General features: G+C 71.4%; 27 protein-coding genes and 1 pseudogene. 16 read left to right on the forward strand and 12 right to left on the reverse strand.

Features of this window, described 5'->3' with window-relative positions; all coding sequences use genetic code 11:
- Positions 1–145 precede the first annotated feature (145 nt).
- Positions 146–790 (forward strand): pentapeptide repeat-containing protein, encoded by a 645-nt coding sequence (locus ACZ6Q9_RS33385; protein ID WP_396831296.1) that lies wholly within the window; start codon positions 146–148, stop codon positions 788–790.
- Positions 791–920: 130 nt separating this feature from the next.
- Here ACZ6Q9_RS33385 and ACZ6Q9_RS33390 read toward each other — a convergent pair whose 3' ends face one another.
- The 5 genes and pseudogenes from ACZ6Q9_RS33390 to ACZ6Q9_RS33410 form a co-directional block, all read right to left on the reverse strand.
- Entirely contained in the window at positions 921–1,871 is a 951-nt protein-coding gene (locus ACZ6Q9_RS33390) for a hypothetical protein (RefSeq protein ID WP_466021475.1), read from the reverse strand.
- Positions 1,872–2,009: 138 nt separating this feature from the next.
- Positions 2,010–2,342 carry a PadR family transcriptional regulator gene (locus ACZ6Q9_RS33395; protein ID WP_357703546.1) on the reverse strand — a complete coding sequence of 111 codons (333 nt, stop codon included), beginning with the start codon at positions 2,340–2,342 and terminating at the stop codon, positions 2,010–2,012.
- Between the two features lie 749 nt (positions 2,343–3,091).
- Positions 3,092–3,754, reverse strand: coding sequence for a hypothetical protein (locus tag ACZ6Q9_RS33400; RefSeq protein WP_396831276.1), 663 nt, complete (start codon positions 3,752–3,754; stop codon positions 3,092–3,094).
- Positions 3,755–4,064: 310 nt separating this feature from the next.
- Positions 4,065–4,393, reverse strand: a pseudogene (locus tag ACZ6Q9_RS33405) (hypothetical protein).
- Positions 4,394–4,531: 138 nt separating this feature from the next.
- Positions 4,532–4,771, reverse strand: coding sequence for a winged helix-turn-helix domain-containing protein (locus ACZ6Q9_RS33410; protein WP_067313483.1), 240 nt, complete (start codon positions 4,769–4,771; stop codon positions 4,532–4,534).
- Between the two features lie 418 nt (positions 4,772–5,189).
- Between ACZ6Q9_RS33410 and ACZ6Q9_RS33415 the strand changes: the two genes are divergently transcribed.
- The 3 genes from ACZ6Q9_RS33415 (at position 5,190) to ACZ6Q9_RS33425 (ending at position 7,163) form a co-directional block, all read left to right on the forward strand.
- Positions 5,190–5,408: a flavin reductase gene (locus ACZ6Q9_RS33415; protein ID WP_357451579.1), complete on the forward strand. Its 219-nt coding sequence runs from the start codon at positions 5,190–5,192 to the stop codon at positions 5,406–5,408.
- Positions 5,405–5,578 (forward strand): hypothetical protein, encoded by a 174-nt coding sequence (locus ACZ6Q9_RS33420; protein WP_396831277.1) that lies wholly within the window; start codon positions 5,405–5,407, stop codon positions 5,576–5,578. Before ACZ6Q9_RS33415 ends, ACZ6Q9_RS33420 begins: the two co-directional genes overlap by 4 nt.
- Positions 5,579–5,852: 274 nt before the next feature.
- Positions 5,853–7,163, forward strand: coding sequence for a low temperature requirement protein A (locus ACZ6Q9_RS33425; RefSeq protein ID WP_393452286.1), 1,311 nt, complete (start codon positions 5,853–5,855; stop codon positions 7,161–7,163).
- A gap of 81 nt (positions 7,164–7,244) precedes the next feature.
- On the opposite strand, the gene ACZ6Q9_RS33430 is transcribed toward ACZ6Q9_RS33425, so the two are convergent.
- Together ACZ6Q9_RS33430 and ACZ6Q9_RS33435 are read right to left on the reverse strand one after the other, a co-directional pair.
- Positions 7,245–7,703: an iron chaperone gene (locus ACZ6Q9_RS33430; RefSeq protein WP_393452288.1), complete on the reverse strand. Its 459-nt coding sequence runs from the start codon at positions 7,701–7,703 to the stop codon at positions 7,245–7,247.
- Between the two features lie 123 nt (positions 7,704–7,826).
- On the reverse strand, positions 7,827–8,282 hold the full coding sequence (locus ACZ6Q9_RS33435; protein WP_393452290.1) for a carboxymuconolactone decarboxylase family protein: 456 nt from the start codon (positions 8,280–8,282) through the stop codon (positions 7,827–7,829).
- Between the two features lie 163 nt (positions 8,283–8,445).
- Here ACZ6Q9_RS33435 and ACZ6Q9_RS33440 point away from each other — a divergent pair, with 163 nt between their 5' ends.
- On the forward strand, positions 8,446–10,692 hold the full coding sequence (locus ACZ6Q9_RS33440) for an ATP-binding protein (RefSeq protein ID WP_396831278.1): 2,247 nt from the start codon (positions 8,446–8,448) through the stop codon (positions 10,690–10,692).
- Positions 10,693–10,770: 78 nt separating this feature from the next.
- Here ACZ6Q9_RS33440 and ACZ6Q9_RS33445 read toward each other — a convergent pair whose 3' ends face one another.
- Positions 10,771–11,430 carry an HNH endonuclease family protein gene (locus ACZ6Q9_RS33445; RefSeq protein ID WP_396831280.1) on the reverse strand — a complete coding sequence of 220 codons (660 nt, stop codon included), beginning with the start codon at positions 11,428–11,430 and terminating at the stop codon, positions 10,771–10,773.
- A 146-nt stretch (positions 11,431–11,576) separates the two neighbouring features.
- A complete protein-coding gene (locus tag ACZ6Q9_RS33450) occupies positions 11,577–12,104 on the reverse strand; it encodes a dihydrofolate reductase family protein (RefSeq protein ID WP_393267735.1) in 528 nt (175 codons plus the stop codon).
- Positions 12,105–12,294: 190 nt separating this feature from the next.
- Between ACZ6Q9_RS33450 and ACZ6Q9_RS33455 the strand changes: the two genes are divergently transcribed.
- The 6 genes from ACZ6Q9_RS33455 (at position 12,295) to ACZ6Q9_RS33480 (ending at position 17,445) form a co-directional block, all read left to right on the forward strand.
- Entirely contained in the window at positions 12,295–12,975 is a 681-nt protein-coding gene (locus ACZ6Q9_RS33455; protein WP_393452299.1) for a M23 family metallopeptidase, read from the forward strand.
- Between the two features lie 62 nt (positions 12,976–13,037).
- Complete coding sequence (locus ACZ6Q9_RS33460; protein WP_396831281.1) at positions 13,038–13,514, forward strand: macro domain-containing protein; 477 nt, start codon at positions 13,038–13,040, stop codon at positions 13,512–13,514.
- Between the two features lie 216 nt (positions 13,515–13,730).
- The gene (locus ACZ6Q9_RS33465) at positions 13,731–14,204 is read left to right on the forward strand and encodes a molybdenum cofactor biosysynthesis protein (RefSeq protein ID WP_396831282.1); all 474 of its coding nucleotides are present in this window, start codon (positions 13,731–13,733) and stop codon (positions 14,202–14,204) included.
- 432 nt (positions 14,205–14,636) lie between these two features.
- Positions 14,637–15,269 carry a CG0192-related protein gene (locus ACZ6Q9_RS33470; protein WP_393267723.1) on the forward strand — a complete coding sequence of 211 codons (633 nt, stop codon included), beginning with the start codon at positions 14,637–14,639 and terminating at the stop codon, positions 15,267–15,269.
- 65 nt (positions 15,270–15,334) lie between these two features.
- Entirely contained in the window at positions 15,335–16,366 is a 1,032-nt protein-coding gene (locus ACZ6Q9_RS33475; protein ID WP_393452302.1) for an MBL fold metallo-hydrolase, read from the forward strand.
- Between the two features lie 113 nt (positions 16,367–16,479).
- Complete coding sequence (locus ACZ6Q9_RS33480; RefSeq protein ID WP_393267717.1) at positions 16,480–17,445, forward strand: ion transporter; 966 nt, start codon at positions 16,480–16,482, stop codon at positions 17,443–17,445.
- A 21-nt stretch (positions 17,446–17,466) separates the two neighbouring features.
- On the opposite strand, the gene ACZ6Q9_RS33485 is transcribed toward ACZ6Q9_RS33480, so the two are convergent.
- Positions 17,467–18,681, reverse strand: coding sequence for an endonuclease (locus ACZ6Q9_RS33485; protein ID WP_396831285.1), 1,215 nt, complete (start codon positions 18,679–18,681; stop codon positions 17,467–17,469).
- Between the two features lie 128 nt (positions 18,682–18,809).
- Between ACZ6Q9_RS33485 and ACZ6Q9_RS33490 the strand changes: the two genes are divergently transcribed.
- The 5 genes from ACZ6Q9_RS33490 to ACZ6Q9_RS33510 all read left to right on the forward strand — a co-directional run bounded on the left by ACZ6Q9_RS33490 (position 18,810) and on the right by ACZ6Q9_RS33510 (position 23,791).
- The gene (locus ACZ6Q9_RS33490; protein WP_393452311.1) at positions 18,810–19,151 is read left to right on the forward strand and encodes an MmcQ/YjbR family DNA-binding protein; all 342 of its coding nucleotides are present in this window, start codon (positions 18,810–18,812) and stop codon (positions 19,149–19,151) included.
- A gap of 137 nt (positions 19,152–19,288) precedes the next feature.
- Positions 19,289–20,371, forward strand: coding sequence for an NYN domain-containing protein (locus ACZ6Q9_RS33495; RefSeq protein ID WP_393452314.1), 1,083 nt, complete (start codon positions 19,289–19,291; stop codon positions 20,369–20,371).
- 129 nt (positions 20,372–20,500) lie between these two features.
- Positions 20,501–21,853 (forward strand): extracellular solute-binding protein, encoded by a 1,353-nt coding sequence (locus ACZ6Q9_RS33500; protein ID WP_396831288.1) that lies wholly within the window; start codon positions 20,501–20,503, stop codon positions 21,851–21,853.
- A gap of 8 nt (positions 21,854–21,861) precedes the next feature.
- Entirely contained in the window at positions 21,862–22,812 is a 951-nt protein-coding gene (locus ACZ6Q9_RS33505) for a carbohydrate ABC transporter permease (protein WP_396831290.1), read from the forward strand.
- A 58-nt stretch (positions 22,813–22,870) separates the two neighbouring features.
- Complete coding sequence (locus tag ACZ6Q9_RS33510; protein ID WP_396831292.1) at positions 22,871–23,791, forward strand: carbohydrate ABC transporter permease; 921 nt, start codon at positions 22,871–22,873, stop codon at positions 23,789–23,791.
- A gap of 107 nt (positions 23,792–23,898) precedes the next feature.
- Here the strand turns inward: ACZ6Q9_RS33510 and ACZ6Q9_RS33515 are convergent, their stop codons facing one another.
- Both ACZ6Q9_RS33515 and ACZ6Q9_RS33520 read right to left on the reverse strand, forming a co-directional pair.
- Positions 23,899–24,750: a S1 family peptidase gene (locus ACZ6Q9_RS33515; RefSeq protein ID WP_396831294.1), complete on the reverse strand. Its 852-nt coding sequence runs from the start codon at positions 24,748–24,750 to the stop codon at positions 23,899–23,901.
- 212 nt (positions 24,751–24,962) lie between these two features.
- Positions 24,963–25,859: a LysR family transcriptional regulator gene (locus ACZ6Q9_RS33520; RefSeq protein WP_396831295.1), complete on the reverse strand. Its 897-nt coding sequence runs from the start codon at positions 25,857–25,859 to the stop codon at positions 24,963–24,965.
- Positions 25,860–26,046: the final 187 nt, after the last annotated feature.

Here is a 26,046-nt window from a genome sequence, read left to right on the forward strand (position 1 = left end):
CCGGCATCGCCAACCTCCACAACATCATCCTCGCCGGCTGACCGCCGACCCCGTCCCAGGCAACGCCTTCACCCGGTTACGAGACGTCCCTTAGTCTCTGCGGGTGGCTGTCCGGGCGGGTCGTGGTGGTCGATGGCGGGCGCCTGTGAAACCTAGGCCGCCGTCGTCGTTGGAACCAGCCACCGAGGACCACGATCTTGAGGATGAGGCCACGTTCCGACGGCTAGGTTTCTTTGACCTCGACTTGTCGGGGCGGTCGGCGGATGGCGTGGAGTTCGAGCAGTGCCGGTTCAAAAGCTCGGACCTGAGCGGTACGCAGCTCGACGGGGCAGCGTTCACGGACTGCCTGTTCGAGAGCACGAACCTGGCAAATCTGCGGGCGGAGAAATCATCGATGATCCGCGCACGGCTGTCGACCTTGCGGATGACGGGCGTGCATTGGATCAACGGGGCGTTACGGGATGTGACGATTTCGGAGTGCCGGCTTGACCTGTCGTCGTTCCGCTTTACGGACTTCTCCAGCGTGGTGTTCGAGGGGTGCAACCTGACCCGGGCGGACTTCCAGAACGCGGACCTGAGCGGTGTCCGGTTCACGAACTGTGATCTGACTGGCGCGCAGTTCTCGCAGGCGACGATGGAGGGGACGCGGTTCGCCAACTGCGTCCTCGTCGGGATCGGTGGGGTGACGAGCATGGGGGGCGCGGTCGTCGCCCATCAAGATCTTGTTGCCCTGTCGTACACCCTGGCCGGCGCGCTGGGGATCCGCATCGAGGATGCCGAGGCCGAGTGATCGCCTGCGCTGCCGGCTCAGCGCCGTCTATCAGCAATAAGTCAGCGGTCCTCGATCGTCCGTCGGTGCGGCAGACCCGGCGTGTGGCTCCGTCTGGCAGTTGGCGACTGCTGCGGCCAGCCTGGCTGGGTCAGTTGATCAGTGGGCCTCGACGAGTGGGGGAAGGCAACGCGGTTACTGGTAGCCCGCCGACGAGGGCGGCCGCACCGAGGTAGGCCAGCGGCCGGAAGAGGATGAACGTGTACCCGACCCACGCAGGTTCTGCCGGATGCTCGGGTGTGAAGTAGCTGGCAACCAGGAGCACGGCGCTCAGTGCCGTGGCGGGAAAGAGGGCAAGGAGACCTGCGCCGCAGACGACGACGGTGAGGGTTCGCCGCGCCGGGGTGGATTCGTGGAAGCGCCGGAACACCCATGCCGCCAGCAGCCAGCCTGCAAGACCGCCGGCAAGTAGACCGGCTGTGGTCAACGGCAGTACGACGGCGGGTGTGGTGCGGGCGACGGCGATCTGCAGCCCGTAGTGGGACTCGTCGAGGTAGCCCTCTGAGAAGACCTCCACCAGCCACCCGTCCCGGTGAAGCGCAGTCTCAGGGCAGCAACCGGACGTCTGCTTGGCCGCCGGAAGCCATCCAGCCGCCCGCATCCGTTCGTCCGCTGCCGCTACGACCTGCTGCGGGGGTTTGTTGTGGGGGTAGGTGAACTGGAAGAAGACCTTCCCCGCCCGATACTCGTCGGTGCCGCCCACCACGTAGGTCCATCGGGGATCGCTGTACTCCGGGTTGTTGTCGAAGATGAAGTCCCAGCGCTGTGGCTGCGCCGCCGCCTCTGGCGGCAAGACCGGCTGGACCATCTGCAGCACCTCGGCGTTGCTCGGCAGGGGTGGCGCGGTCTGCCAGCCCAGATAGCTGCCGAACGCGCCCAGGGCCACTGCCGCGAACGTGGCGGCGGAGATCGCGGCAAGAACCCCGGCCGCTCCCCACACCCGGAACCGGAAGCGGATTCCACCGGTGAGCAGGTCCACGACCTCCGCACGGCTCGGCCGGACCCGGTCGGCCGGAGCGGCGTCCAGCAAGGTGGTCACCAACTCGGCACCGTGTCGGCGCCTGTAGGACCGCGGGTAGGTCAGCAACAACCTGCGGTAACGGCATGCGAGCCTCGCCCGGTCGCTCTGTTCTGACATCCGAATTCCTTATCGGTTCGTGAAACGACTGGACGAGGCGTATCAAGAGGGAAGCAGACCTGGCAGCGGTGCCCACCCGGCCAGACGCTCCACAGCAACCTCGGAGTTACGACGTAACCGGGCAGCCTCCTGCCGCAGGGCAGCACCCCCGCGTTCCGTGAGCCCGTAGTAGCGCCGTACCCGACCGTCGACCGCATCCTCACGATCAACCGCGATCAGCCCCTCAGCGGTCAACCGGTCCAATGCCGCGTACAAGGTGCCGGCGCTCAGCTTCACCCGGCCGCCGGACAGCTCCGCCACCTGCCGCATCACGCCGTAGCCGTGCAGGGGAGGCCCAGCCAGCGCTGCCAGGATCAAGAAGGTGGGTTCCCTCATGGTCACAGCCGCAGTATACAGATGATCGATATAGTCGGGAAGCTTCCAGGGTGCGACCGCCAGGGTTCGGAATCTGGCGGTCGCACGCCACACAGCCCGTAGCCAGCGAGCCGGGGATCATGTAACCCATCAAGCGGAGCCAACATGTGACGCAACAGAGGGACTACGACAGGTCGGCTGCCGGCGGTCTGGGAGGACTTTCTGTACATTTATCAAGGCGGCCCTGAACGGGCCGCACACGCCGCCGCCTGGGCGCGCATCCGTCGCTTCGCTGGCGCTCCGACTCCGGCCACGCAACACGCCCGGCGGCTGGCGCGGAGAGCGGGGGAGCCCGGGGGCCGCCGCAGACGGGTAGCTCGGGAAATGATGAAGGTTCGTCGCCGGCAGCCGGCCGCGCCGCGCCCGAGCGACGCGGCGCAGGGAAGGGCACGCCGGTCCGCGCGGCGAGTCGCGCCGGTGGTCGGGTCGCGGTCGCTGCGCCTCCGGCGGGGGCGCAACGACTCCAGGATGGCCTGGGCTCCGTCCGCGCCTTGCGGTCCGTGGGTGGTTGCGCAGGGCCATCCCGCCAGCTGACGACCCGGGCGAGCCGAGCAGACCACCGCCCGGCCCGCCAGCGTCCGTCCGTGCGTCAAGGCCCGCTTGACGTGGCGGACCGGGCGGCGGCCCGCTCCCCAGGAGGGCGGGTCGGCGGCAGACGGGATGGCAAGGCCAGCGGTGGGTTTGGACCCACCCAGGGACGCCGGCCGAGGCTATCGGTCCCACCGATCGGCGTACGGTAGGCCAAGCAGCCGCATGTGGTCGTGTAACTCGGTCGACGCGTCGTGCTCCCGCAGTGCGGCCGGCGCCTGTCGTAGCACCCACAGCGACAGCGCGGGGCACCACGTGTCCTCGTTGTGCCAACTCGACCAAGGGAGCGTGTCGCCCAGCAGGTCGTACATCCACTCGTCCACGGCCGTGACCAGCCGCCGCCGCGCCACCGTGTCGGCCAGCAGCTCTGCCCAGACGGTCAACCACGGGGTGAGCTTCGTGGTGATCTCGGCGAGAAGCGTCAGGGCCTCATGGGCGGGCACCTTTGCATCGGGCTCGACCAGGACGTGCAGCCACCAGGCGTCCAGGAATTCCCGCAGGGCGTCCCGTTGTCCGGTGGGCCACTCCTGCCATCGGCCGGCGGTGAACAACCGTCCGAGGCTCTCCATCCCGGCCATTGGCTCTACTCGGCCCGCCACGAGGCCCTGGGTCAGTTGGGGCAGGATCCGGCGCAGCAGTGGCCCGGGGTAGTGCCAGCCTGTGGTCCAGTAGGTGCGGCGGAGCAGGTCGTCGTCAAGCGGCGCGTCCGGGGTCTTGAGCAGTGCCAGTTCCTCCGCGCTGCCCCAGTGGCACTCGCAGTTGGACTCCTGCCGGTGGGCCGTCATGCCCTGGAAGGTGGCGGCCACACCCGACAGCGCCATATCCAGGCGGCGGCTTACGTCAGTCGGATCAGGGATCATGGTGAATCCGCCTTCGAGGACTCCGGAGGCGTATACCTGCCGAAGAGAAGGATCCTAGAGCCGTACGAGCCCCGCGCGTGCCTGGGGTCAAGGAGGCTTGGGCTGGGTGACCAACTGGGTGACGACGGGCCCGGGCAGCGCCGGACGTCCATGGACTCCGGTGGATCATTGGGGCAGCTCGTCCTGCTGTTGACGCAGCTCGACGACGGCCGGTGGTTCCTTAGGGACGAAGGGGTCACGTAATGAAGGTGTCGTCCGGTCTCATGATTTCGTCCCGCACGAGCGGTACCAACGCCGACGAGCCGCCATCGTCCACGGCGACTGACATTCGGACCCGGCCGTCGCCGTCGTCAATGGCGTAGCTGACCACGGTGTACCGCTTGCCGTCCTCGCCCACGACCAGGCGCATGTCCTTGTCGTCGAGCATTGCGCGCCACTCGTCATAGCCCCTGCGTCGCCATTCCGCCAGGCGCGCCTCCGCGAGCTGCGCTGCGATCTCCTTGTTCAGCCCCATGCGCTCACTCTCCCACCCTGACCGGCTGTCGACAGCAACGGTGACAGCAACGGCCCTCGACACGGACGGCCGCCGGCCGCCGGGCGCGGACAGCCGTCAGAGGTCGCGGACGCGGATGAACCCCGCCGGACGAAGCGCCTAGAACTTACAAGCGAGGGGTCCCGACTGCCGTCTGACGTAGGGAGGGCCTACTCGGCAACGAAGACCCCTACGCCGGGCAGCGTCTCTGTCATGCCTTTGATCCGTAGGACCTGCATTGCGCGGTCGATCACGGGCTCTGTAACGCCGTAGTGCTCGATCAACTCGCGGCGACTGGGCAGCTTGGAGCCCGGCGGAAACTCGCCGGTCGCGATGCGTTCGGCGAGGTCGTCGGCGATCTGCTCGTAGCGGTAACGCGGTGGCACGGTGTTCCCCTCGGTTGGCAACACGAGTAGACCACCTACGTCAGCCCTTGACTACCCAACGGTACCTATGGGAGGTTGCCGAGGAGGTCGATTCCCCCGGTTGGCGCTGTGGGCCGTCCTCGCCGGCGTGGATGTCCGGCGCATACCCCGCGATCGGGCATCCACGCCTCCGGACAACTGCGGCACCAGGAGGCGGCAGTGCTCCCTTCCACTTGCCCAACTCGACGGCTCCCCGCCCCAGCCGTTGCGGCGAGCCGATGAAGCGGGTCTCGTACGACGAGTACGTCCTGGCGGCAGCGCTCACCCTCGCCCGTCGGCACCGACCCGTGTGGTCCTGGCGGCACTGGCGCCACATCTGCCGCTGCGGCGCGACCCTGCCGTGCCGCAGCCGCCACCGCATCCCTATCAACCGCGGCCACTGGCCCAGCCAGGACGGCCCGCGATGACCACTCACCACCCGATCAAGCCGGCGTGGACGTGCGGCGGCTGTGCGGGGGAGTGGCCCTGCCAGACCCGGCGACGGGAGCTGCGAGCCGAGTACGACCGCGCCCCGGTGTCGCTGGCCCTCTACCTGGCCGCCCAGCTCGTCGACGCCGCCCAGGACCTCGCCCACGCCCCCGCCGGCCACCTGCACCACCGATTCCTCGGCTGGACCCGATGAGCATCCTTCGGCCCGGAGACGAGAAGTTCCACTACAGCGACGGCTCCCACAAGTGGATCCCGCCGGACCCCGACTACGACCAGGAGGTCTGGAACGAGCAGGTCCGCCAGCACAAGCAGGGCCACCTGAGAAACGAGCAGCCCAAGGTCCGCATCCAGCGCCTCGTCTGATGCCAGCAGCACAGCAGTGAAGTACAGCAGCGGGTGCCAGCCGAACCGAGCCGAGAAGCGCCTCAGCAGACCGTTTGACCTCGCACCGAGCCCGACCCGGCCCGCTCGCCGAGAGTTCACACCGAGGGGATCACTCGTTCGATCCCAGGATTGCCTACGCAGGTCACAGGCCAATTCCCGGAAACGGGAGGGGCCTTTCTGCTGTCGTAGGGCAGTGGTGCCGACCTGGCGTAACCGCGGGCTCGACCCCGGCCTGGCTGCAAGACTCGCATGGATGAGCAGCGACGGGGAGCGTTCAGGGAGGCGGCGACTGGAGCCGGCCGCGCCGGGGAGCAAGGTGACCCCGCTGGAACTCTTCTACGACCTGGTCTTCGTCTTCGCCTTTCTCAACGTGACGGCGACGAACGCCAAATACCTCACCCCGACCGCGTTGGTGAAGAGCCTTCTGATCCTGGCCCTGCTCTGGTTCGCCTGGACCACCTTCGTCGCGTTGGGCAACGTCGTACGCGTCGACCAGGGTGTCATGCCCCTGGTCGGGTTCGCGACCATGATCGTCGTCTTCGTGCTGGCGGTGACGATCCCGGACGCCTTCTCGGACGCGCCGCACGGGCTGCCGGGAGACCTGGTCTTCGCCACCTGCTATTTCCTGCTACGGGCGCTCCAGGTGCTGGCCCTCTGGCACACCGTGCGTGGCGACCGGCAGTTGCGCCGCCGGTGGTCGGGGCTCGTCGCGCCAGCGCTGGTCAGCACGGCGCTGCTGCTCGTCGCCGCACTCGTGCCGCAGCGGCTCTTCACCGGCACCGCCGAGTTCGGCGCCCGGGCCGGCCTGTGGCTGCTGGCCATCGCCGTCGAGTACACCGTCAGCGCGGTCGTCCGGACCGAGGGCCTGACCATCGTCTCAGCCGGGCACTGGGCGGAACGTCATGCCCAGATCGTCCTGATCGCGCTCGGCGAGTCGGTCATCTCCCTCGGGACAGCTTCCAACCTCGCGGTGGGATGGCCGCCCACCTGGCCCATCATTCTCGCCTCCGCGCTCGGCATCGTCCTGATCTCGGCGCTCTGGTGGGTCTACTTCGACGTCCGCGCCATCGCCGCCGAACACATGCTGCACGGCGCCCGGGGCCGCACGCGGGCCGCGCTCGCCCGGGACGCCTACACCTACCTGCACCTGCCGATGATCGCCGGGATCATCCTGTTCGCCCTCGGGCTCAAGCGGGTCCTCACCAACATCGCCGAGCCCACGGTGCCCAGTTTCGAGGATGTGCTCAGCGGAGCCGAGGTCTACGTCCTGTACGGCGGAGTCATCCTCTACCTCCTGGCGGTGCAGGGCTTCGAGCGCCGCGCCGTCCGCCGGTCCGACTGGTTCCAGGTGGCCAGGATCATGCTCCTGACGGCGCTGATTCCGGTGGCTGACCGGCTGTCCGCCATCGCCGCACTGACCCTCCTGGTGCTGGTCGCCACCGCCCTGATCGTCGCGCAGAGCATCCGCACCAGGCAGCTCCGTCGGCGCGTACGCACATCCAGGCTTGCCGAACAGCGGGAACTGGAGGCTGAGGAGACGACGTGGCGTCGCCGGCACCGATGACCGCGCACGCTGTGACCGGAACAGGCGGCGTGCGGATCGGGTGCCGGCGACGGCCTCGGTGGGTCGTGGAGAGCCCGCTGCTCAGCTCACCGCCTGCTTCACGAGCGCGCCGATCCTGGCCTCGACGTCGGCGGTCAGCTCGGTCAGCGCGAAGTAGGTCGGCCACATGACGCCCTCGTCGAGGTTTGCATCGTCACTGAAGCCGAGCACCGCGTACCGCGTCTTGAACTTCGCCGCGCTCTGGAAGAAGCAGACCACCTTGCCGTCGCGGGCGTACGCGGGCATCCCGTACCACAGCTTGGACGTGAGGACCGGCGCGTTGGCCTTGATCAGGGTGTGCAGGCGCTCGGCGATCACGCGGTCGGACTCCGACATCTCGGCGATCTTCGCGAGCACCTCGCTTTCCGTGTCGGCCTTGGCGCCCCGCCGAGCGCCCTTCTTCAGCTCCTTGGCGCGCTCCTTCATCGCGCCGCGCTCCTCGTCGGTGAAACCGTCGTACTTCTCGCCGTTCGCGATGGGGGTCTTCGTCGTGGTCGACATGACAACGTCCTCTCGGTGACGTGTGGGCTTCGGGGGTACTGGTCGGTGGAGCCCTCTCCGGGGCCGACTTCCACCGGTTGGTTCAGCGTTGACCGGTCTCTTCGGCCTTGATCAGCAACAAGGTCACCAGGTGCCCGCCTGCTGGCGGGTCGGCGCGTTGAGCCGGTTGAAGGCGTTGGTGATCGCGATGTTGAGCAGCAGCGCGGCCAACTCCTTCTGGTCGAAGTGCGTGGCGGCCACGTCCCACACCTGGTCCGGCACCGGGTCCGGCTGGTCGGCGAGCCGGGTCACGGCCTCGGTCAGGGCCAGCGCGGCGCGCTCCTCGTCGCTGAACCAGGGCGTCTCCCGCCACGCGGCGACGGCGTGCACCTGGTCCGCGCTCGCGCCGTGCTGGCGGGCCTGGTGGACGCCCCCGGCCACACACGGGCCGCAGCCGTTGATCTGGCTGGCCCGCAGGTGGCTCAGCGCCAGCAGCTTGCCGTCGACCCCGGCGCCCGCGATGGCTCTGTTGACCGCCATCAGGGCCTCCATCGCCTCGGGGACCAGAACCGCCGGGTTCGGCATGCGCTCGGTCGACATCGCTTCTCCTTCGTCGTGGGTGTCTCTGACAGGAGCCATCCGACCACCGGCGCGCCGGATCCCGCGCGGTCCGTGGGACACCGTGGGACACGGAGAACGTGGTCCAGCAGCGCAAACGCATCGCCGATCCGGGTCCGTGGTCCGGGACGGTACGGTGTTGCGCGTGTCCAGCCCCCAGGAGCGACTGGTGGCTCAGCTCGCCCGGCTCAAGGAGCTGAGCGGGCTCAGCCTGCGCGCTCTCGCCCGCCAGGCTGGTCTGAGCAGCTCGTCGCTGTCGCGGTACCTGACCGGTCAGCTCGTGCCGCCGTGGGAGGCCGTCGTGGCGCTGTGCCGGGTGGTGGGCCGCGACCCCCGGCCACTGCGCGCGGTGTGGGCCGAGGCGGCCAGGGGCGGCGCGGCGCCCGCCCCGCGCCGCAACGATCTGCCGGCCGACCTGTTCGACTTCACCGGCCGGGAAGCGGAGTCCGCGCTGGTCGAGGAGCTGCTGTGCACTACCGGCGCGGTCGCGATCGACGGCATGGCGGGCGTGGGCAAGACCAGCCTGGCCGTGCACGTGGCCCATCGGCTCGCCCCGACGTATCCGGACGGCGGGCTCTACCTCGACCTGCACGGCTTCACTCCGGGCCAGGAGCCGCTGGAGCCGCAGGCCGCGCTGGGCCGGCTGCTGGGCGCGTTGGACGTGACGCACCCCCCGGCCGGCGCCACCGAACGCGCGGCGCTCTGGCGGTCGGAGCTGTCCCGCCGGCGGGCTCTCGTCGTGCTCGACAACGCGGTCGACGCGGAGCAGGTGCGCCCGCTGCTGCCCGGCGCGGGGAAGTCCGCGGTCCTGGTCACCAGCCGCCACCGGCTGGTCAGCCTGGACGGGGTGCCGCCGGTGTCCCTGGAGCCGCTGGCCAACGACGACGCGGCTCACCTGTTCGGCCGGGCGGCCGGGCTCGCGCTCTCCGAAGAGGAAGCGGTCAGCCAGGTGCTGCGGCAGTGCGGCGGGCTCCCCCTGGCGCTACGGATGGCGGGCGCCCGGCTTCGCCACCGCCCGGGCTGGACGGTGGCGGTGCTGGCCGAGCGGCTGCGCGACACCGCCAACCGCTTCGACTCGGTGTTCGGCATGTCGCTCCGGCAGCTCGACGCCGTCCAGCGCCGCGTGTTCCGGCTGCTGGGCGTCCTGCCGGGCGCCGACTTCGACGCGGCGGTGGTGGGCGCGCTCACCGACCTGCCGCCCGGCCGGATCGGCGCGGCGCTGGAGGAGCTGGTCGACGCCCACCTGGTCCAGGAGCCGTCGCCCGGGCGGTACCGGATGCACGACCTGATCCGGCAGTACGCGGCGGACATCGCCGCCGAGGAGGAGCCACAGGCCGACGCCGCCCTGCGCCGGGTCCTCAAGCACTATCTGGCGCAGGCGGTCGCCCACGATCAGACGCTGCCCTCGCCGTACCGCAAGGAGCCCTCGCCGGGAGATCCGGCGGAGGCCATGGCCTGGTTCGACCTCGAGTACGTCAACCTGGTGGCCTGTTTCGACGCCGCCGTGCGGCTCGGCGTGGACGAGGTGGTGGCCGAACTGCCGCAGGCCATGCGGGTGTGGTTCTTCCGGCACCGCGGAACCGACGACCAGGCGCGCCTGCTCGAAGCGGCCGCAGCCGCCGCGGCACGTCTCGGCCGCGACCAGCAGCGGGCTTCGCTGCTCGCGGACCTCGGCTACGCCTGTGCCGCCGCCGGCCGCCTCACCGAGGCGCTCTCCGCCTATGAGCTGGCAGAGCAGTCAGGGCCGGACGACGACATTGCGGCTGCCCTGGCGCTGCGCACCGGCCTCGTGCTCCGGGATCTCGGTGAACTCGAAGCGGCACAGGCGCACTTCCGGCGGGCACGCGAGCTGTTCGAGAAGATCGGGCGCCGTGCCGGGCAGTCCCAGGCGTTGGCCTTCGACGGATGGGTGACACTTCACCTCGGGCGGCACCATGAAGCCGTCGAACTCGCCCGGGCATCCGTCGCCCTGGCGGACGGGCCCGCACAGATCACCGGGCTGGTCACCCTCGGTGTCGCACTGGCACCCGACGATCCGACGGAGTCGCTGCGAACGCTGCACGACGCGTTACGGCTGTCCGAGCAGAACAATCTTCAACACAACCAGGCGTGGTGCCACAACTATCTCGGTGTCGCGCTGCGGGTCATGGGTTCACCCGAGAGGGCGCTCGAACACCACCAGCGGGCCCTCGAGCTGCTGGAGCCGCTGGCCGAGGTGCAGCTGGAGATCGACTTCCTGCACACCTACGCCGAGACGTGCCGTGCGGCGGGTCGCTGTGACGAGGCGCTGGCGCTGCTCGACCGGACCATCGAGTTCGCGCGTGCCCTGGGCCGGCCGTACGACGAGAAGCGCGCCCGGGCGGCGCGGAAGATCGTGCGCGCCGCACGCTGAGCCATCGCCACCGTCCGTACGCCAACGGCCTGCCCGGCCGGCCCGGAGGATGGCGGACCGGCCGGGTGGGTCGCGCTGTCAGTAGGCGTAGGTGCCGGAGATGGTGACGTTGGGGCAGTTGTTGGCCCAGTCGGTCAGGGCGCTCTTCTCGGCGCTGTCGACGGTGAGCCGCCAGCGGATCTTCACCGCGACCCACTCGTTGACGTAGCGGCAGCGGGCGGAGGGGTAGGGCGGCATCCAGGTGGCGGGGTCCTGGTCCCCCTTGGCCTGGTTGACGTTGTCGGTGACGGCGACCAGGGCCCGGCTGTCGCCCAGGTCGTTGGCGAAGGCCTGGCGTCGGCTGGACGTCCAGTTGCGGGCTCCGGAGTCCCAGGCTTCGGCGAGGGCGACCATGTGGTCGATGTCGAGGTCGCTGGTGAGGGTCCAGTAGGCGTCGTCGTAGTAGGAGTACCAGCGGCCACCGGACAGGGTGCAGGTGCCGCTGATGCTCGGCCTGGTGGTGGCCTCGGCGATGAGGACCTCGTTGCGGGTGTGGCAGCCGTCCCCGTCGGCGTCGATCCAGTGGCGGAACAGGTCGCGGCTGTAGCCGGTGCGTACCTCGGTGGCGACGGGGAGATCGGCGACGGCGGTGGTGAGCGAGGCCGAGTAGCTGGCGGCCCAGGCAGGCTGGGCGACGCCGAGGGTGGCGGCCAGGATCGCGGCGAGGCTGACGGCCGTTGCGCGCAGGGTGCGGGTCATGGTGCTCCGTCCGGGTGAGAGCAGGTGGTTGCCGTTCTCATATAGACAGAGATGAAAGTGATCGTCCAGATCGATATCCGTGAACATCCGGTGACCGTTGCCCGATTCAGGGAAACGACGAGTGGCTGTAGGGGCCACACCACCGCTCAGTAGACGACGCTGTACCAGTGCGCGGTCTCGCCGGGAATCGGCGCCAACCGCACCTCGGTGCCGCCCGGGTGGTCGAACATGCGTACCCCGTCGCCGAGCAGCACCGGGGCGAAGAACATCAGGACCTCGTCGAGCAGCCCGGCCTCGATGCACTGCTGGGCGACGTTCGCGCCGAGGATGTTCACGTACTTGTCGCCGGCGGCCTCCCTGGCCTGCGCGACAGCGCTGTGCAGGTCACCGACGAACGTGACGCCCGGGTGTGGTGCGGCCGGCGGCCGGTGGGTGAGCACGAACACCGGCCCGTGGTACTGGCCGCCGAACGCGCCCTCGCTGTCGGTGCCGCGGTTCGGGTCGTCGCCGCCGAAGGTGCGGTTGCCGGCCAGGATCGCGCCGACGTCGGCCAGCAGGCGCTCCGCCGTCGGGTTCCCGCCGGCAAGGTAAGCAGTCAGCCAGGACATGTCGCCGCCCGGGCCGGCGATGTAGCCGTCGAGCGACGCCGTCGCCGAGTACAGCAGCTTGGCCATGAGGGCTCCTTTCGCAGTGGTCACTGAATAGACGGCCGGCGGCCGGAAAAGTAGTCGCCACGCCGAGGGCGGGTAGACGGCGCGGACACCGTCCTCGTCCTCCGTCGGGTCAAGGCCCTCACCTACCGGACCCGCTGACCCGGCCGGGCTCCGCGCCCGCGTCTTGCCGGCGTCTGCCATGCTCTGGACGGTGACCACCGGCCACCCGACCAGTCCCCGCAGCCGCAGCCGCAAGGGCAGCCGCCGCCGCGTCCGGAGCCGTACCGCCCGCCGGGCCATCCTGCTCGGCGCGGTCGCTGCCGTCGCCGCCATCGTCGTCGTCCTCGCCGTGGTCGTCGTGCCGTTGCTGCGGCCGCCCGGTCCGCGCCCGCTCTTCCAGCTCCCCGTCGCCTGCGGCGAGACCTGGCAGCTCGGCACCTATCCCGGCCACGACGACTACGACGTCGACCTGTTCCCCACCGACGGCGAGGCGTGGGGGCGACCGGTGCTCGCGTCCTACGCCGGCACGGTCACCGTGGCCGGGATCAACGGGTCGCTGGGCGGCCGCACCCCCGACAACCCGAACGGTCCGCGCGGTCGCGGCGGCGGTTACTGGGTGAAGATCGACCACGGCGGCAGGTGGGAGACGCAGTACCTGCACCTGCTCGAACCGCCCCTGGTGCGGGAGGGTCAGCGGGTCGCCCAGGGTGAGCAGATCGGGCGGCTCGGCAGCACCGGCAACTCGGGCGCGCCGCACCTGCACTACGAGCAGCGCCGGGGCTGGGAGAAGGTCGAGAGCCACTTCGACGGCGAGCCGTCCGGCATCACCCACGACGACACCGAATACACGGTCAGGCGTACGAGCAACAACTGCGCCCCCGGGCAACGGTAGCCGCTGTGCCGGTGCGGTAATTTGCTGCCGGAGCGTCGTACGCGGCTGGCATGCTGGCCGGCGTGACACCGTTGAGGATCATCAAGGGTGATGCGACCAGCCCCCAGGCCAAGGGCCCGAAGGTGATCGCGCACATCTGCAACGACCTCGGCGGCTGGGGCAAGGGCTTCGTGGTGGCGATCTCCCGTCGCTGGCCCCAGCCCGAACGCGACTACCGCGACTGGCACCGGCACCGTGCGAGCAACGACTTCGCCCTCGGCGCGACCCGCCTGGTGCGGGTCACGCCGGACGTGTGGGTGGCGAACATGGTCGGCCAGCGCGGCATCAGGACCGGCAGCGGCGGCCCGCCCATTCGCTACGACGCCGTCGAACGCTGCCTGACGTCGCTCGCCGACCAGGCGCAGGCGTTGGGGGCGTCGGTGCACATGCCCCGGATCGGCTGCGGGCTCGCCGGCGGCACCTGGAGTCGGATGGAACCCGTCATCGAGCGCACCCTCTGTGCGCGAGACATCGCCGTGACGGTGTACGACCACGGGTGACGGCGTCGCCGGGAACTGGTCGTGCCGGAGCGCCGCGCCCGCCCACGTCACACCGGGCGGCCGACAGCCTGGCGCCGGTGCTCGACTGGTCCGTCCAGGCCCTCCGTGCCCGGCTGCCGGCGCGGCCCTCGGCGAACGGTCGAGCCGCTTCCCCGGGGAGTCCTGACCCGGCCAACGGGGGGTTCGCGTTCGGTGACCGCTTCGTAGACTCCGGTCATGCCGCGGATCGTGCAGTTGTTGGCCTCGCCGGTGCACCGCTACGTGGGCCGCCCCGCGGACGGCCCGGCGCCGGCGCCGCCCGGCGAGCTGGTCGAGGAGGTCCGGATCCGGGCGGGCCTGGGCATCGTCGGCGACCGGTACTTCGGCAAGCCGGCGCACCGGGAGGCGAGCGTCACCGTGATCGCGCTGGAGTCGTTGCCGCCCGGTGTCGACCTGGTGCAGGTCCGGCGGAACGTCCTCACCGCCGGCATCGCCGTGGACGAACTGGTCGGGTCGGTGTTGACCCTGGACTCGGGGGAGGGCCCGGTCAGGCTGCGGGTCAACCGGCCGGCACACCCCTGCGCCTGGATGGACGTCACCGTCGGGCCCGGCGCGTGGAAGGCGCTGCGCGGCCGGGGCGGCGTCCGCTGCACGCCCCTGAACGACGGTGTCCTGCGCGTCGGCCCGGTCGACGTCACGGTCGAGGGGTAGCCGGGCCGGGCCTCGGTCCGACCTGTCCCGGCGGGGCGACAGCCACGCCGCCGGCACCACCCGTTCCGACCACTGTCGACCTGCCCCACCGGGTGGGGCACCAGTCACCACGAGGCCCAGCGCACCGGTCGTCGACTGCCTGGGACCGGCGGCTTCGACTCTGCACAAGGCCGGGCGGGTGGGCGGACGTAGGGCCGACTCGGCGAGCTGGTCCGGTCTCATGGACGGGGCAGCTCGACAGCGCGCCGCGGGCACACCCCGCACCCGGCTGGGCGGCGTCGGCCGCCAGCGGGGCGGGTGTCACCCGGAGGCGGGTGGCGCGGTCCGGCCTCTGTCTCGCCGGTCGGCCCGGGGAGCGGAGAAGTCCCGGGGAGCGGAGACGTCCCGGCGGCGGTGAGCGCGGATCGCGAGGATGCCTCTACGATTCGGCGTATGGCGCTGCTGCACCGGGCGGAACTGCACCCGTCGAAACTGGAACTCCTGGCGGCGTGGCTGCCCGGCCGGCCGTGGTACCAGGGGCCCGACGACGCCGACGTCGTCCGCGTGGCGGCCTACCGGTTCGACGACCCGGCTGGCGAGGTCGGCATCGAGACGATGCTCGTCCGGGCCGGCGACGGGCCGATCCACCAGGTCCCGCTCACGTACCGGGGCGCTCCGCTGGACGGCGGCGACGAGTGGCTGGTCGGCACCACGGAGCACTCGGTGCTCGGCCGCCGCTGGGTCTACGACGCCTGCGGCGACCCCGTCTACGCCGCGGCGCTCGCGGGCGCCGTGCTCGCCGGCACTGGTCAGGCGGAGGAGTTCATCGAGATCGACGGCCGGCTGGAGCGCCGCGAGCCCAGCATGACCATCACCGGCGGTGGCACCTCCGGTGCCGACGCCCCGGCCGTGGGCGCGCTGCGGCAGGTGGTGCCGGACGACCCGACGCTCATCGTCACGGACGCCGTCGACCTGGTCGTCGTGCGTCGCCTCGACGGCGGAAGCCGGCCGGAGGGCGCCACGCTGACCGGCGCCTGGGCGGGCCAGCCGACTCCGCTGCCGTTGGCGTACGCCCGGCCGCGCTGACGCCCACCGGCGCACCCGCCGGACCCGGACCCGGACCGGCCCGGACGGGAACTATGGTCGGGGCCATGACCTCGGACGACGGCAGCCCCGACGACTGGACCACGCCCGGCACGTTCGAGGTCGCCCCCGGGGTCTGGCGCGTGCCGCTGCCGCTGCCCGATGACGGCCTGCGGGCGGTGAACGTGTACGTCCTGCGCCACGACGACGGTCTGGTGCTGGTCGACTCGGGGTGGGCGGTCGCCGGGGCGCGGGCCGCCCTCGACGCGGCGCTGGAGGAGCTGGACTCGACGGTCAAGGACGTCCGCCGCTTCCTCGTGACGCACATGCACCGGGACCACTACACGCAGGCCGTGCACCTGCGCCGCGAGTTCGGCATGCGCGTGAGCCTCGGTGCCGGCGAGCGCCCCAGCCTCGAGGTCACCATGTCGCCGGAGCGGGACCCGCTCGCCGAGCAGCTCGACCGCCTACGGCAGCTCGGCGCGGGCGAGCTGGCCGACACCCTGGCGAGGATCACCCGGGGGCGCGTCCCCGAAGAGGACTGGGAGCTGCCGGACGACTGGTTCCGCGGCGGCGACGAGGTCCGGCACGGCGACCGCACCCTGCACGTCGTCGAGACCCCGGGGCACACCCGCGGTCACGTCGTCTTCCACGACACCGGGTCGCGGCTGCTGTTCGCCGGCGACCACGTGCTGCCCACCATCACGCCGTCGATCGGGTTCGAGCCCGTGCTCTCCGCGAACCCCCTCGGCGACTTCCTCGGCTCGCTCGCGCTGGTGCGGCAGCGGCCCGACGCGCGGCTGCTCCCGGCGCACGGGCCGGTGACCCCGAGCGTGCACGCACGCGTCGACGAGCTGGTCGCGCACCACGGCGCGCGGCTCGACGAGACGGAGGTCGCCGTCGCCCGTGGCGCGCAGTCGGCGTACGAAGTCGCGTCGCGGCTGCGCTGGACCAGGCGGGAACGCGAGCTGGGCGACCTGGACGTGTTCAACCGGATGCTCGCCGTCACCGAGACCGCGGCGCACCTCGAGCTGCTGGTCGCGCAGGGGCGCCTGACCCGGGCCGACGCCGACGGGTTGCGCTGCTACGCGAGCGCCTGAACGCGGCGCGAAAATCGCGTCCCGGGCTCGCCTTAGGCTGTCCGCATGCCTACCCCGCTCCTGCCCGACGACCCGTCCGCGGCCGCCCGGAGCGGCACGGGGGTGTGGGGGCGGTGAGCCGCCCGTCGGTGCCCACCCAGCGGGGTGGCGGGTCGGCGGCTGCGCCCGGGGGCCGGCCGGGCGTGGCGGAACGGTGCGCCCGGATCGCCCGGTCGCGGCCGTTCGAGGTGCTCATCGTCGTGGTCATCATGGCGAACGGTGTGGTGCTCGGCGTCGAGACGTACCCGGACCTCGGCGCCGCGGGGCGGGCCCTGCGCTGGTGCGAGTGGCTGTTCCGGCTGGTCTTCGTCGGCGAGATCGCCATCCGGGTGCTGGCGTACGGCCGCCGGCCGCAGGACTTCTTCCGGCACGGCTGGAACGTCTTCGACTTCCTGGTGACGGCGGCGATATTCATCCCCGGCCTGCACGGCGACTCGGCGCTGCTGCGCTTCGTACGGGTCGCCCGGGTGCTGCGGCTGGTGCGGTTCTCGCCGGGGCTGCGCACGATCGTGGCGGCGCTGTGGCGCAGCATCCCCGGCGTCGCCGGCTTCCTCGCGCTGGCCGCCGTGACCCTCTACGTCTACGGCATGGCCGGCTGGCTGATCTTCGGGGAGCGCTATCCGGAGCAGTACGGCGACATCGGTCGTTCCCTGCTGACCCTGTTCGTGTTGTTGTCGCTGGAGACCCTGCCGGACCTCATCGCGCAGGGCATGGCGGTGTCGCCGTGGACGCTGCTCTACTACGTCAGCTACGTGATGATCACGGTGAACCTGCTGCTGAACATCCTCATCGCCGTCATCGTGAACTCGATGGAGGAGGCCCGTCGGCTGGAGATGACCGAGCGGTTGTCGCCCGACTACGACGAGGACGGCGACGGCGTGCCGGACGAGGTGGACCGGATCGCACTGACCCAGCGGCTGGACGACCTGCGGGCGGTCATCGTCGAGCTGGAACGGGAGCTGCGCATCGACCGGGAGGACGGCCACGGCCCGGCACGCCACCACCACGGCGAACGCGCGGGCGGCCGGCCCCCCGGTTAGGGGACCGGCCGCGGTGTCGGGTCAGCCCCAGATGGCCGTCGCCCACTCCGGATGGTCGACGAACGGGTTCCGGTTGCCCTGCCAGCGCTCGTAGATCCGCTGGTTGCGGCGCTTCTCGAAGGCGTCCGGCGGGTCGAGCTGGTTCCACTGCAGCAGCACCGACATCCGGCCGTGGTACGGCGCGGTGCCGTTGTTGACCGACTGGTTCATCTCCAGGTTGGGCCAGCCGTCGGTGCCCTCGTACCGGATCGCCATGTACATGATCATGCGGGCCACGTCGCCCTTCACCGCGTTGCGCGGCTCCCACGAGTCGGCGTCCGTGTAACAGCCGGGCGCCTCGGCGACGGGGCTGCCGCCGTTGTCGAAGTCCTTGTTGCCCCGCGTGGAGTTGACCGAGACGTCGGTCGGCCGCAGGTGGTGGACGTCGGTCCCGGGGCCGGTCGCGGTGCCGAAGTCGCCGTGCGACTTGGCCCAGACGTGCTCGCGGTTCCAGTCGTCGGGGTCGCCGCCGTTGCTCGTCTTGCTCTGTGACCGGCCGGTGTAGAGCAGGATAACGTTGTTGGCGTTCGCCGGGTCCTGGTCGGTGTCCCGCAGCGCCTCCCACACCTGGTCGTAGGAGAGCTTGGTGTGCACCTTGATGATCGAGTGCAGCGAGCTGCGCAGCGCCGGGCCGGTCTTGCCGATCGCGCTGGCGTAGTAGGTGGAGTCGTACCCGCCGCCGGGCGAGGTCGGGGTCGGGCCCGGCGTCGGCGACTGGGTCGGGCCCGGCGTCGGGGACTGGGTCGGCGAGGGCGTGCCGCCACCGCCGCCGAGGGTCATCGCCGTCGGGTTCTTCAGGCCGCCGTGGCTGAAGTAGGCGGTCAGCGTGCCGGTGGCGGTGACGGGCTGGCCCCGCAGGCCCGGGTTGGTGAGCAGCCCGAAGGTGCTCCGGTACGCGGCGGTGACCTGGACGTAGAGCATCCTGCTCGGGCTGGTCTCGGCCGCCGTGTCGGCGATCGCGATCGCGGTGTCGGACGTGAAACCCGACCTCAGCACGGTCGTGTTGCTGGTCGGTTGGCCGATCACGTAGCCGGTCACGGTCGCCGTCCGACCGTCCTGTGCGGCGAGCGCCTGGGCCACGGTCAGGGTGGTGGCGGCCGAGGCCACCGCCGTCGTCACCACCACGGGCGCCACCAGCACGGCGGCCAGCGCGAACGCCGTCGCGAGCCTTCTGGGCCGCGAGCGGGTACTGCTCATCGTATTCATGGACAGCGATGCTATCGGTGCGGGCGTGAACGCCGGGAGAGCGGGAGCGCAACATTTCGGGCGCGAGCCGTCGGCGGCGCCGGGTCTCCCTCGGCCCGGCCGGCCACTACCGTCGGGGCATGGTCACCGTCGCCGACGTCCGCGCACTGGCACTGACCCTGCCACGGACCACCGAGCACCTCATCCGGGACCGCGTGAAGTTCCGCGTCGGTGCCCTCGTCTACGTCGCGTTCTCCCGGGACGAGACGACGATGGGGTTCGCGTACCCGAAGGAGGAACGTGCCGGGCTCGTCGCCGGCGACCCGGAGCTGTTCTTCCTGCCCGACGCGGCCGACCTGCGCTTCAACTGGGTGTGCTGTCACCTTGACCGGCTCGACCGCGACCACATGACGGAGCTGGTGACGGAGGCCTGGCGGATGGTCGTGCCCAAGTTCCTCGCGCGCCAGCGACTGGGCAGCTGAGGGAGGCGCCCCGACGACCAGCAGCCCGACGGAGAGCACACCGGCGGCCCCGCCGGGACGGCCCGCCGGCAGGAGAATCGCGGCGCGGTCCGCCACGTCGCCGGCCGTCGGACCGTCGGCGGCGTAGGGTGGTCCGCGTGGATCAAGAGGACCGCATCGCCCTGTTCCTCGACTACGAGAACCTCGCGCTGGGGGCGCGCGACCATCTCGGCGGCGCGGCCTTCGACCTGCGCCCCATCGCCGACGCCCTCGCCGAGCGCGGCCGGGTGGTGGTGCGCCGGGCGTACGCCGACTGGTCGTACTTCGACGAGGACCGCCGGATGCTCACCCGGTCCCACGTCGAACTCATCGAGATACCCCAGCGCATGGGTGCCTCCCGCAAGAACGCCGCCGACATCAAGATGGCCGTCGACGCGGTGGAGCTGGCCTTCGAGCGCGGCTACATCTCGACGTTCGTGATCTGCACCGGCGACAGCGACTTCACGCCCCTCGTGCACAAGCTGCGCGAGCTGAACAAGCGCGTCATCGGGGTCGGCGTGGAGAAGTCGACCTCGGCGCTGCTGCCGCCCGCGTGCGACGAGTTCCTCTACTACGACCGTCTGGAGGGCGTCGACGTTCCCCCGGCGCGGGGCCGGCGCGCCCGCCCGGCGCGGCTGCCCGGCCCGGAGGCGCAGCAGGCCGAGCCGGAGCGGGAGCCCGAGCCGCAGCCGGTAAGCGAGGAGGCCGCCCGCGACGTCGACACGCTCGCCGTGCTGGTGGCGCAGACCGTGGCCGGCCTGCAGGGCAGCTCCAGCGGCGAGGTGACCGCCTCGACGCTGAAGCGGACCCTGCTCAGGAAGGACCCGACGTTCAGCGAGTCCGACTACGGCTTCCGCACCTTCGGCGAGCTGCTGCGACACCTCGCCCAGCACAACGTCGTCGAGCTGGGGGAGGGCCCCGCCAAGGGCGACCCCGAGGTGTCCCTGCCCGAGCACGGCGACCGGGAGGTGGCGTTCGGGCTGCTCCGCTCGGTGGTGTCCGACCTGGCCGGCGACGAGGGGGCGGTGGCGCTGTCCGGCCTGAAGAACCAGCTCCGCCGGGCGCGGCCCGACTTCAGCGAGAAGAAGCTCGGCTACCGCAGCTTCCTCCAGTTCTGCAAGGCGGCAGCCACCAGCGGCATCGTCGACCTGCGGTGGAGCCAGGAGGCCGACGACTACCTGCTCACCCCGCAGTCCTCCTGACCACACCGGCGGCTGGCGCCGGCCCTCCCCCGGACGCCAGTTCCTCCGGTGACGTTTGAAGATCCCGAGGATCGGAGAAGGTGCGCTGGCGCGGGCACTGCCGCCCGCCGGCTCTCGGGAGGAACTGTCATGACACGGATGGTGCGGGCGGCTGCGCTCGTCGGGGTGTTCGCCCTGGCGCTCAGCGGCTGCGGAGGCGTCGGCGGTGGCGACGGGGGCGATGGCGGCGGCACGGCCACCAAGGGTGCCCTGAGCACGATGGGCTTCGGCCTGTCCGACGAGATCGCCAAGACGCGCGTGGACGCGTTCACGCGCGACCACCCGGACGTCGACCTGAAGATCACCGAGGGAGCCTTCGACGAGCAGCAGTTCCTCTCCGCGGTCGCCTCCGGCAACCCGCCGGACCTGGTCTACATGGACCGCAAGCTGATCGGCACCTACGCCGAGCGCGGCTCCATCCAGTCGCTGACGGACTGCGTCGAGAAGCAGGACATCGACATGGGGCAGTACCGGCCCGCCGCCAGGGAACAGGTCACCCTCGACGGCACCGTCTACGGCATCCCTGAGTTCTCCAGCGTCCGGGTGGTCTACCTCAACGAGGCGCTGCTCAGGCAGGCGGGCCTGACCGCCGACGACGTCGATCTCGCGAACTGGGCGGGGCTGTCGGCGCTCAACGCCAAGCTGGCCACCGTCTCCGGGGGCCGGCTCTCCCGCATCGGCCTCGACCCGAAGATCCCCGAGTTCCTGCCCATGTGGGCCAAGGCCAACGGGGCCGACCTGCTCTCCGCCGACGGGACGAAGGCGAACCTCGACGACCCCAGGGTGGTCGAGGCGCTCAACACCGGCGTCAGGCTGATCCAGGACCAGGGTGGCTGGGGGAAGTTCAAGTCCTTCCGGGACACCTTCGACTTCTTCGGCGCGCAGAACCCCCTCGCCAAGAACCAGATCGTCGCGTGGCCGATGGAGGAGTGGTTCCTCAACCAGGCCGCCAAGAACAGCCCGAAGGCCGAGCTGGTGGTCAAGCCCTTCGTCGATCGGCAGGGCAAGCCCGTCACCCTGTCCTCCGGGCAGGCCTGGGTGGTCCCCAAGGGAGCCAGGAACCCGGATGCGGCGTGCGCCTTCGCCAAGACGGTGACCGCCACCGACACCTGGGTCGCCGCGGCCAAGGCCCGCGCCGACGCGCGCAAGGCCGCGGGCCAGCCGTTCACCGGCGTCTACACGGGCAACGTCGCCGCCGACAAGCGGATCTTCGACGAGCTGTACCAGCCCACCGGCAACAAGCGGTTCGACGACGCGGTGGCCACCATCCGCTCGGTGCAGGACAGCGCGTTCGCCATGCCCGCCTCGCCCGCCGGCGCCGAGTTCGACAAGGCCTGGACGGACGCCGTCAACCGGGTGCTCTCCGGCCAGGCGCAGCCGGCGCAGGCGCTGGCCCGCGCCCAGCAGGAGGCGACCGCCGCGCTGGACAAGGCGTCGAAGTAGGCCCGGGGATGGCCACCACCACCGTCCCCGCCCCCGCCGGCCGGCGGGGGCGTACGCCGCTGGCCCGGCGGGAGGCGCGTTGGGCGTACGTCTTCCTGGCGCCCTGGATCGTCGGGTTCCTGGTCTTCAACGCCGGGCCGATGATCGCCAGCGCCTGGCTCAGCCTCACCGAGTACGACGTGATCAACGCGCCCCGGTACACCGGCCTGGACAACTACCGGGAGCTGATGGCCGACCCGATGGTGGCCCGCAGCCTGGGCAACACCGTCTACTACACGGCCCTGCACGTGCCGCTGGTGATGGCCATCTCGCTGGGGCTGGCGCTGCTGCTCAAGCGGGTGGGACGGTTGCAGGGCTTCTTCCGTACCGTCTTCTACCTGCCGGTGATGACCCCGGCGGTGGCGGTCGGCATCCTGTTCCTGCTCCTGCTCAACACCCAGGACGGCCTGATCAACCGCGGCCTCGCCCTGCTCGGGATCGAGGGTCCGAGCTGGACCACCGACCCCGACTGGGTGATGCCCGGCATCGTCCTGATGAGCCTGTGGAGCCTCGGCTCCACCGTGATCATCTACCTGGCCGCCCTGCAGAACGTGCCGCGCGACCTGTACGAGGCGGCGAGCATCGACGGCGCCGGCGGCTGGGCCCGGTTCCGGCACGTGACGCTGCCGATGATCTCCGGTGCGCTCTTCTTCACCCTGGTCGTCAACACCATCGCGTCCCTGCAGATGTTCACCGAGGTCTACACCATGTACTTCGGCAACCGGCAGACGCAGGGCTCGTTCAACAGCGACGCCGCGTCGTTCTACGTCATCCACCTGTTCCAGGAGGCGTTCCAGTTCCTGCACATGGGCTTCGCCTCCGCGATGGCCTGGCTGCTCTTCGTGATCATCCTGATCATCACGCTGGTGCAGGTGAAGCTGAGCAACCGCTTCGTGTACTACGAGGGAGACCGGCCGTGACGGGGCACCGGGGGCGGCGCGGTATGGCCCGCGCGCGCCGGACCGAGGGAGGCCGGTCGTGACGGCCGCGATCGAGCGGACGGCCGCCGCCCCCGTGGCCGCCGCCGTGCCGTCGGCCGTCGAGCGCCGGCCGGCGGCCGAGGACGCCGGGCGGCCGGTCTGGCAGCGGGTGCTGCTCGTGCTCGCGCTCGTCGGCGCCGCCGTGCTGTTCACGGCGCCGTTCGTCTGGCTGATCAGCGCCTCGCTGCGGCCCCGTGAGTACGTCTTCTCCACCGGGTTCCTGCCCACCCCGTTCGCGCCGGGGAACTACGCCGAGGCGTGGCAGGCCGTGCCGCTGGTCACCTGGCTGCTCAACAGCCTGGTGGTCGGCGTCGCGGCGGCGGTCGCGGTGACGCTGTCCAGCGCGTGGGTGGCGTTCGGGTTAGCGTACTTCCGGTTCCCCGGGCGGGACATCCTGTTCGGGCTGGTGCTCGCGACGATGATGCTGCCGTTCGCGGTCACCATGATCCCGACGTACCTGATCTGGTCGGAGCTGCGGCTGACCGGCACCCAGGTGCCGCTGTGGGCGGGCAACCTGTTCGGCTCGGCGTTCTACATCTTCCTGCTGCGGCAGTTCCTGCTCTCGCTGCCCCGCGAGTACTTCGAGGCGGCCCGGGTCGACGGGGCGAGCTACCCGCAGTTGTTCTGGAAGCTGGCCTTCCCGCTGATCCGTCCCGCCCTGCTGGTGGCCTTCGTCTTCGAGTTCAAGGCGAGCTGGACGGACCTGATGAAGCCGCTGATCTACCTGCGCAACGAGGAGCTGTACACCCTGCCGCGCGGGATGAAGGTGGTGCTGGACCGCTTCGGCTACGGCGGCGAGCAGCAGTGGGAGATCGTGCTCGCGGGCAGCGTCGTCGCGACCGTGCCGATGCTGGCGCTGTTCTTCCTCGCCCAGCGCCACTTCGTCGAGGGCATCGCCACCACCGGCCGCAAGGGCTGACGCCCGGACCGGCCCGACCCGCCGTTCGGGCCGGGCCGGTCCGGGCCCGCGGAGGTCGACCCGCGCCTTGGCGGCGGAACGGCCGGCGGCGCGCAAGGCCCGGTCGGTCAGGGAATCGTCAGGCCGTACGCGGCCAGGATCTCGGTGATCGGCTGGTAGTAGGTGGTGCCGCCGGTGGCGCAGTTGCCGCTGCCTCCGGAGAGGATGCCGAGGATGGTGCCGGTCGCGGCCACGTAGAGGGGCCCGCCGCTGTCGCCGGGCTCGGCGCAGATGTTGGTCCGGATCAGACCGGTCACGGTGCCCTGGGCGTAGTTGACGGTCGCGTTGAGCCCGGTGACGCTGCCGCAGCGTACGCCCGTGGTGGCGCCGCTGCGGCAGACCGCCTGGCCGACGTAGGCGTTGCCGGCGCCGTAGACGGTGAGCAGCCCGGGGTGGGTGTAGACCGCGCTGGGGTGGGCGATCCCGCCGGTGTAGCGCACCAGACCGTAGTCGTTGCCGGGGAAGCTGGTGCCGGCCCGGGTGCCGAGGACGGTGGTCTGCGCGCTGTCGGCGTACCAGGTCGAGGCGGCGACGGTGCAGTGGCCGGCGGTGACGAGGTAGGCGGTGGTGCCGCTGCGGACGTTGACGCCCAGCGAGCACCGTCCGCCGCCGCCGTAGACGGCCTGCCCGCCGGCGATGAGGACGCGCAGGTGGCCCGGCTCCCGGCGCAGCGGCGCCCCGGCGCGGGCGGCGGTCGCCCTGAGCGCCGCCAGATCCCGGGTCGAGACGGTGTCGTCGACGGTCAGCGTCATCCGCCCGGTGGCCGGGTCGAGTCCCCAGGCGGTGCCGGGGGTGCGGACCGCCGCGAGCGTGGCCGCGGCGCGGGCGGCGTCGGCGTGGTCGGGGGCGGCGTGGGCGGGCGCCGGCAGGCCGAGCAGCAGCGCGGCGAGCAGGAGCAGGGAGAGCGGGAGACGACGCATCCGAACCTCCGATAGATCCGTCTCTGTCGATTCCCTACAGGATCCACCCGCGGGTCTGCCGCGAACAAGCCACGGGTCGCGGCGGCCTGCGGACCCGCCGGAGTCCCCGTCGGGGGCTGCTGCCGGAGAAGATCGACGCCGGCGGACGCGGCGCGTGGCGGCGGCGCCGGCCGCGGAGGTGTCAGCGGCGCGCGGCGTCGGCCGCGGAGGTGTCAGTGGCGCGCGGCGGCGGCGTGCCGGAGCGCGTCGAGCAGGCCGCGCAGGGCGGGCTGGTCCAGCGCGGCCTCCCGGACGGCCGCGTGGATCGCCCGGACCGGCCGCGGGTGGCGCAGGGGGCGGACCACCACGTCGGGGTGCGGGCTGTCCAGCGCGGTGCGCGGGACCATCCCGACCCCGAGCCCGGCGGCCACGAACGCCTGCGTGGTCGGGTAGTCCTCGCTCTCGACGGCGACGGCCGGGCTGAAGCCGGCCGCGCCGCAGGCGTCCAGCACGGCCTCCCGGCACGGGCCGGCGGGCTCGCTGCCCACCCAGGGTTCGTCGGCGAGGTCGGTCAGGTCCAGCACCCGCGTGCCGGCGAGCCGGTGCTCCCGTGGCAGGACGACCAGGTAGGGGTCGTCGAGCAGATGGACGAGCCGTACGCCGTCGCGGGCCTGCCCCCGGCGGCGGACCACGATGGCCAGGTCGGCCTCGCCCCGTTCCACCTCGGGCAGCGGATCGTCGGGGTCGACCAGCCGGAGGTCGACGCGGACGTCGGGGTGCTCGCGGCGGAACCGGGCCAACGCCGGCGGGACCAGGGCGGCTCCGGCGGTGGCGAAGTAGCGGACCGCCAGCCGCCCCGTGCGTCCGGCCCGCAACTCGGCGAGGGCGGTCTCCGCCTCGGCGAGGTGCCGGCCGATGACGGCGGCGTGCTCGGTGAGCAGCCGCCCGGCGGCCGTCGGGCGCACGCCCCGACCGGACCGCTCCAGCAGCGTCGTGCCGGCCTGCTTCTCCAGCGCGGCGATCTGCTGGCTGACGGCGGACGGCGTGTAGCCCAGGTGCGCCGCGGCGGCCGTCACCGATCCGCTGGTCACCACGGCGCGCAGGACCTGCATCCGCCGTACGTCGAGCATGTAGCAGACCTTAACAGTTCGGCAGAAACCTTCACTTGTGCTGTTGGGTTGCCCCGGGCACGGTGGACCGGGACGGCGGAGCGGGCGAGACGGGGGGGTGTCCCTATGGGTTTCGTCAAGCGGTGATCGGCGGTGTGGGGCGGGGCTGGTAGGGGATCTTGTCGCGGAGCATGGCGAACAGGACGTC

The organism is Micromonospora sp. NPDC049139 (genome assembly GCF_055586845.1).

Excerpts from the sequence above, each read along its gene's own strand:
- ACZ6Q9_RS33435 (WP_393452290.1), bottom strand. The coding sequence starts at position 8,282 with ATGTCGACCGAGCGCATGCCGAACCCGGCGGTTCTGGTCCCCGAGGCG.
- ACZ6Q9_RS33420 (WP_396831277.1), top strand. The coding sequence starts at position 5,405 with ATGAGCATCCTTCGGCCCGGAGACGAGAAGTTCCACTACAGCGACGGC.
- ACZ6Q9_RS33490 (WP_393452311.1), top strand. The coding sequence starts at position 18,810 with ATGGTCACCGTCGCCGACGTCCGCGCACTGGCACTGACCCTGCCACGG.
- ACZ6Q9_RS33515 (WP_396831294.1), bottom strand. The coding sequence starts at position 24,750 with ATGCGTCGTCTCCCGCTCTCCCTGCTCCTGCTCGCCGCGCTGCTGCTC.
- ACZ6Q9_RS33500 (WP_396831288.1), top strand. The coding sequence starts at position 20,501 with ATGACACGGATGGTGCGGGCGGCTGCGCTCGTCGGGGTGTTCGCCCTG.
- ACZ6Q9_RS33430 (WP_393452288.1), bottom strand. The coding sequence starts at position 7,703 with ATGTCGACCACGACGAAGACCCCCATCGCGAACGGCGAGAAGTACGAC.
- ACZ6Q9_RS33450 (WP_393267735.1), bottom strand. The coding sequence starts at position 12,104 with ATGGCCAAGCTGCTGTACTCGGCGACGGCGTCGCTCGACGGCTACATC.
- ACZ6Q9_RS33475 (WP_393452302.1), top strand. The coding sequence starts at position 15,335 with ATGACCTCGGACGACGGCAGCCCCGACGACTGGACCACGCCCGGCACG.
- ACZ6Q9_RS33505 (WP_396831290.1), top strand. The coding sequence starts at position 21,862 with ATGGCCACCACCACCGTCCCCGCCCCCGCCGGCCGGCGGGGGCGTACG.
- ACZ6Q9_RS33400 (WP_396831276.1), bottom strand. The coding sequence starts at position 3,754 with ATGACGGCCCACCGGCAGGAGTCCAACTGCGAGTGCCACTGGGGCAGC.
- ACZ6Q9_RS33425 (WP_393452286.1), top strand. The coding sequence starts at position 5,853 with ATGAGCAGCGACGGGGAGCGTTCAGGGAGGCGGCGACTGGAGCCGGCC.
- ACZ6Q9_RS33395 (WP_357703546.1), bottom strand. The coding sequence starts at position 2,342 with ATGAGGGAACCCACCTTCTTGATCCTGGCAGCGCTGGCTGGGCCTCCC.
- ACZ6Q9_RS33465 (WP_396831282.1), top strand. The coding sequence starts at position 13,731 with ATGCCGCGGATCGTGCAGTTGTTGGCCTCGCCGGTGCACCGCTACGTG.
- ACZ6Q9_RS33520 (WP_396831295.1), bottom strand. The coding sequence starts at position 25,859 with ATGCTCGACGTACGGCGGATGCAGGTCCTGCGCGCCGTGGTGACCAGC.
- ACZ6Q9_RS33445 (WP_396831280.1), bottom strand. The coding sequence starts at position 11,430 with ATGACCCGCACCCTGCGCGCAACGGCCGTCAGCCTCGCCGCGATCCTG.
- ACZ6Q9_RS33485 (WP_396831285.1), bottom strand. The coding sequence starts at position 18,681 with ATGAGCAGTACCCGCTCGCGGCCCAGAAGGCTCGCGACGGCGTTCGCG.
- ACZ6Q9_RS33470 (WP_393267723.1), top strand. The coding sequence starts at position 14,637 with ATGGCGCTGCTGCACCGGGCGGAACTGCACCCGTCGAAACTGGAACTC.
- ACZ6Q9_RS33415 (WP_357451579.1), top strand. The coding sequence starts at position 5,190 with ATGACCACTCACCACCCGATCAAGCCGGCGTGGACGTGCGGCGGCTGT.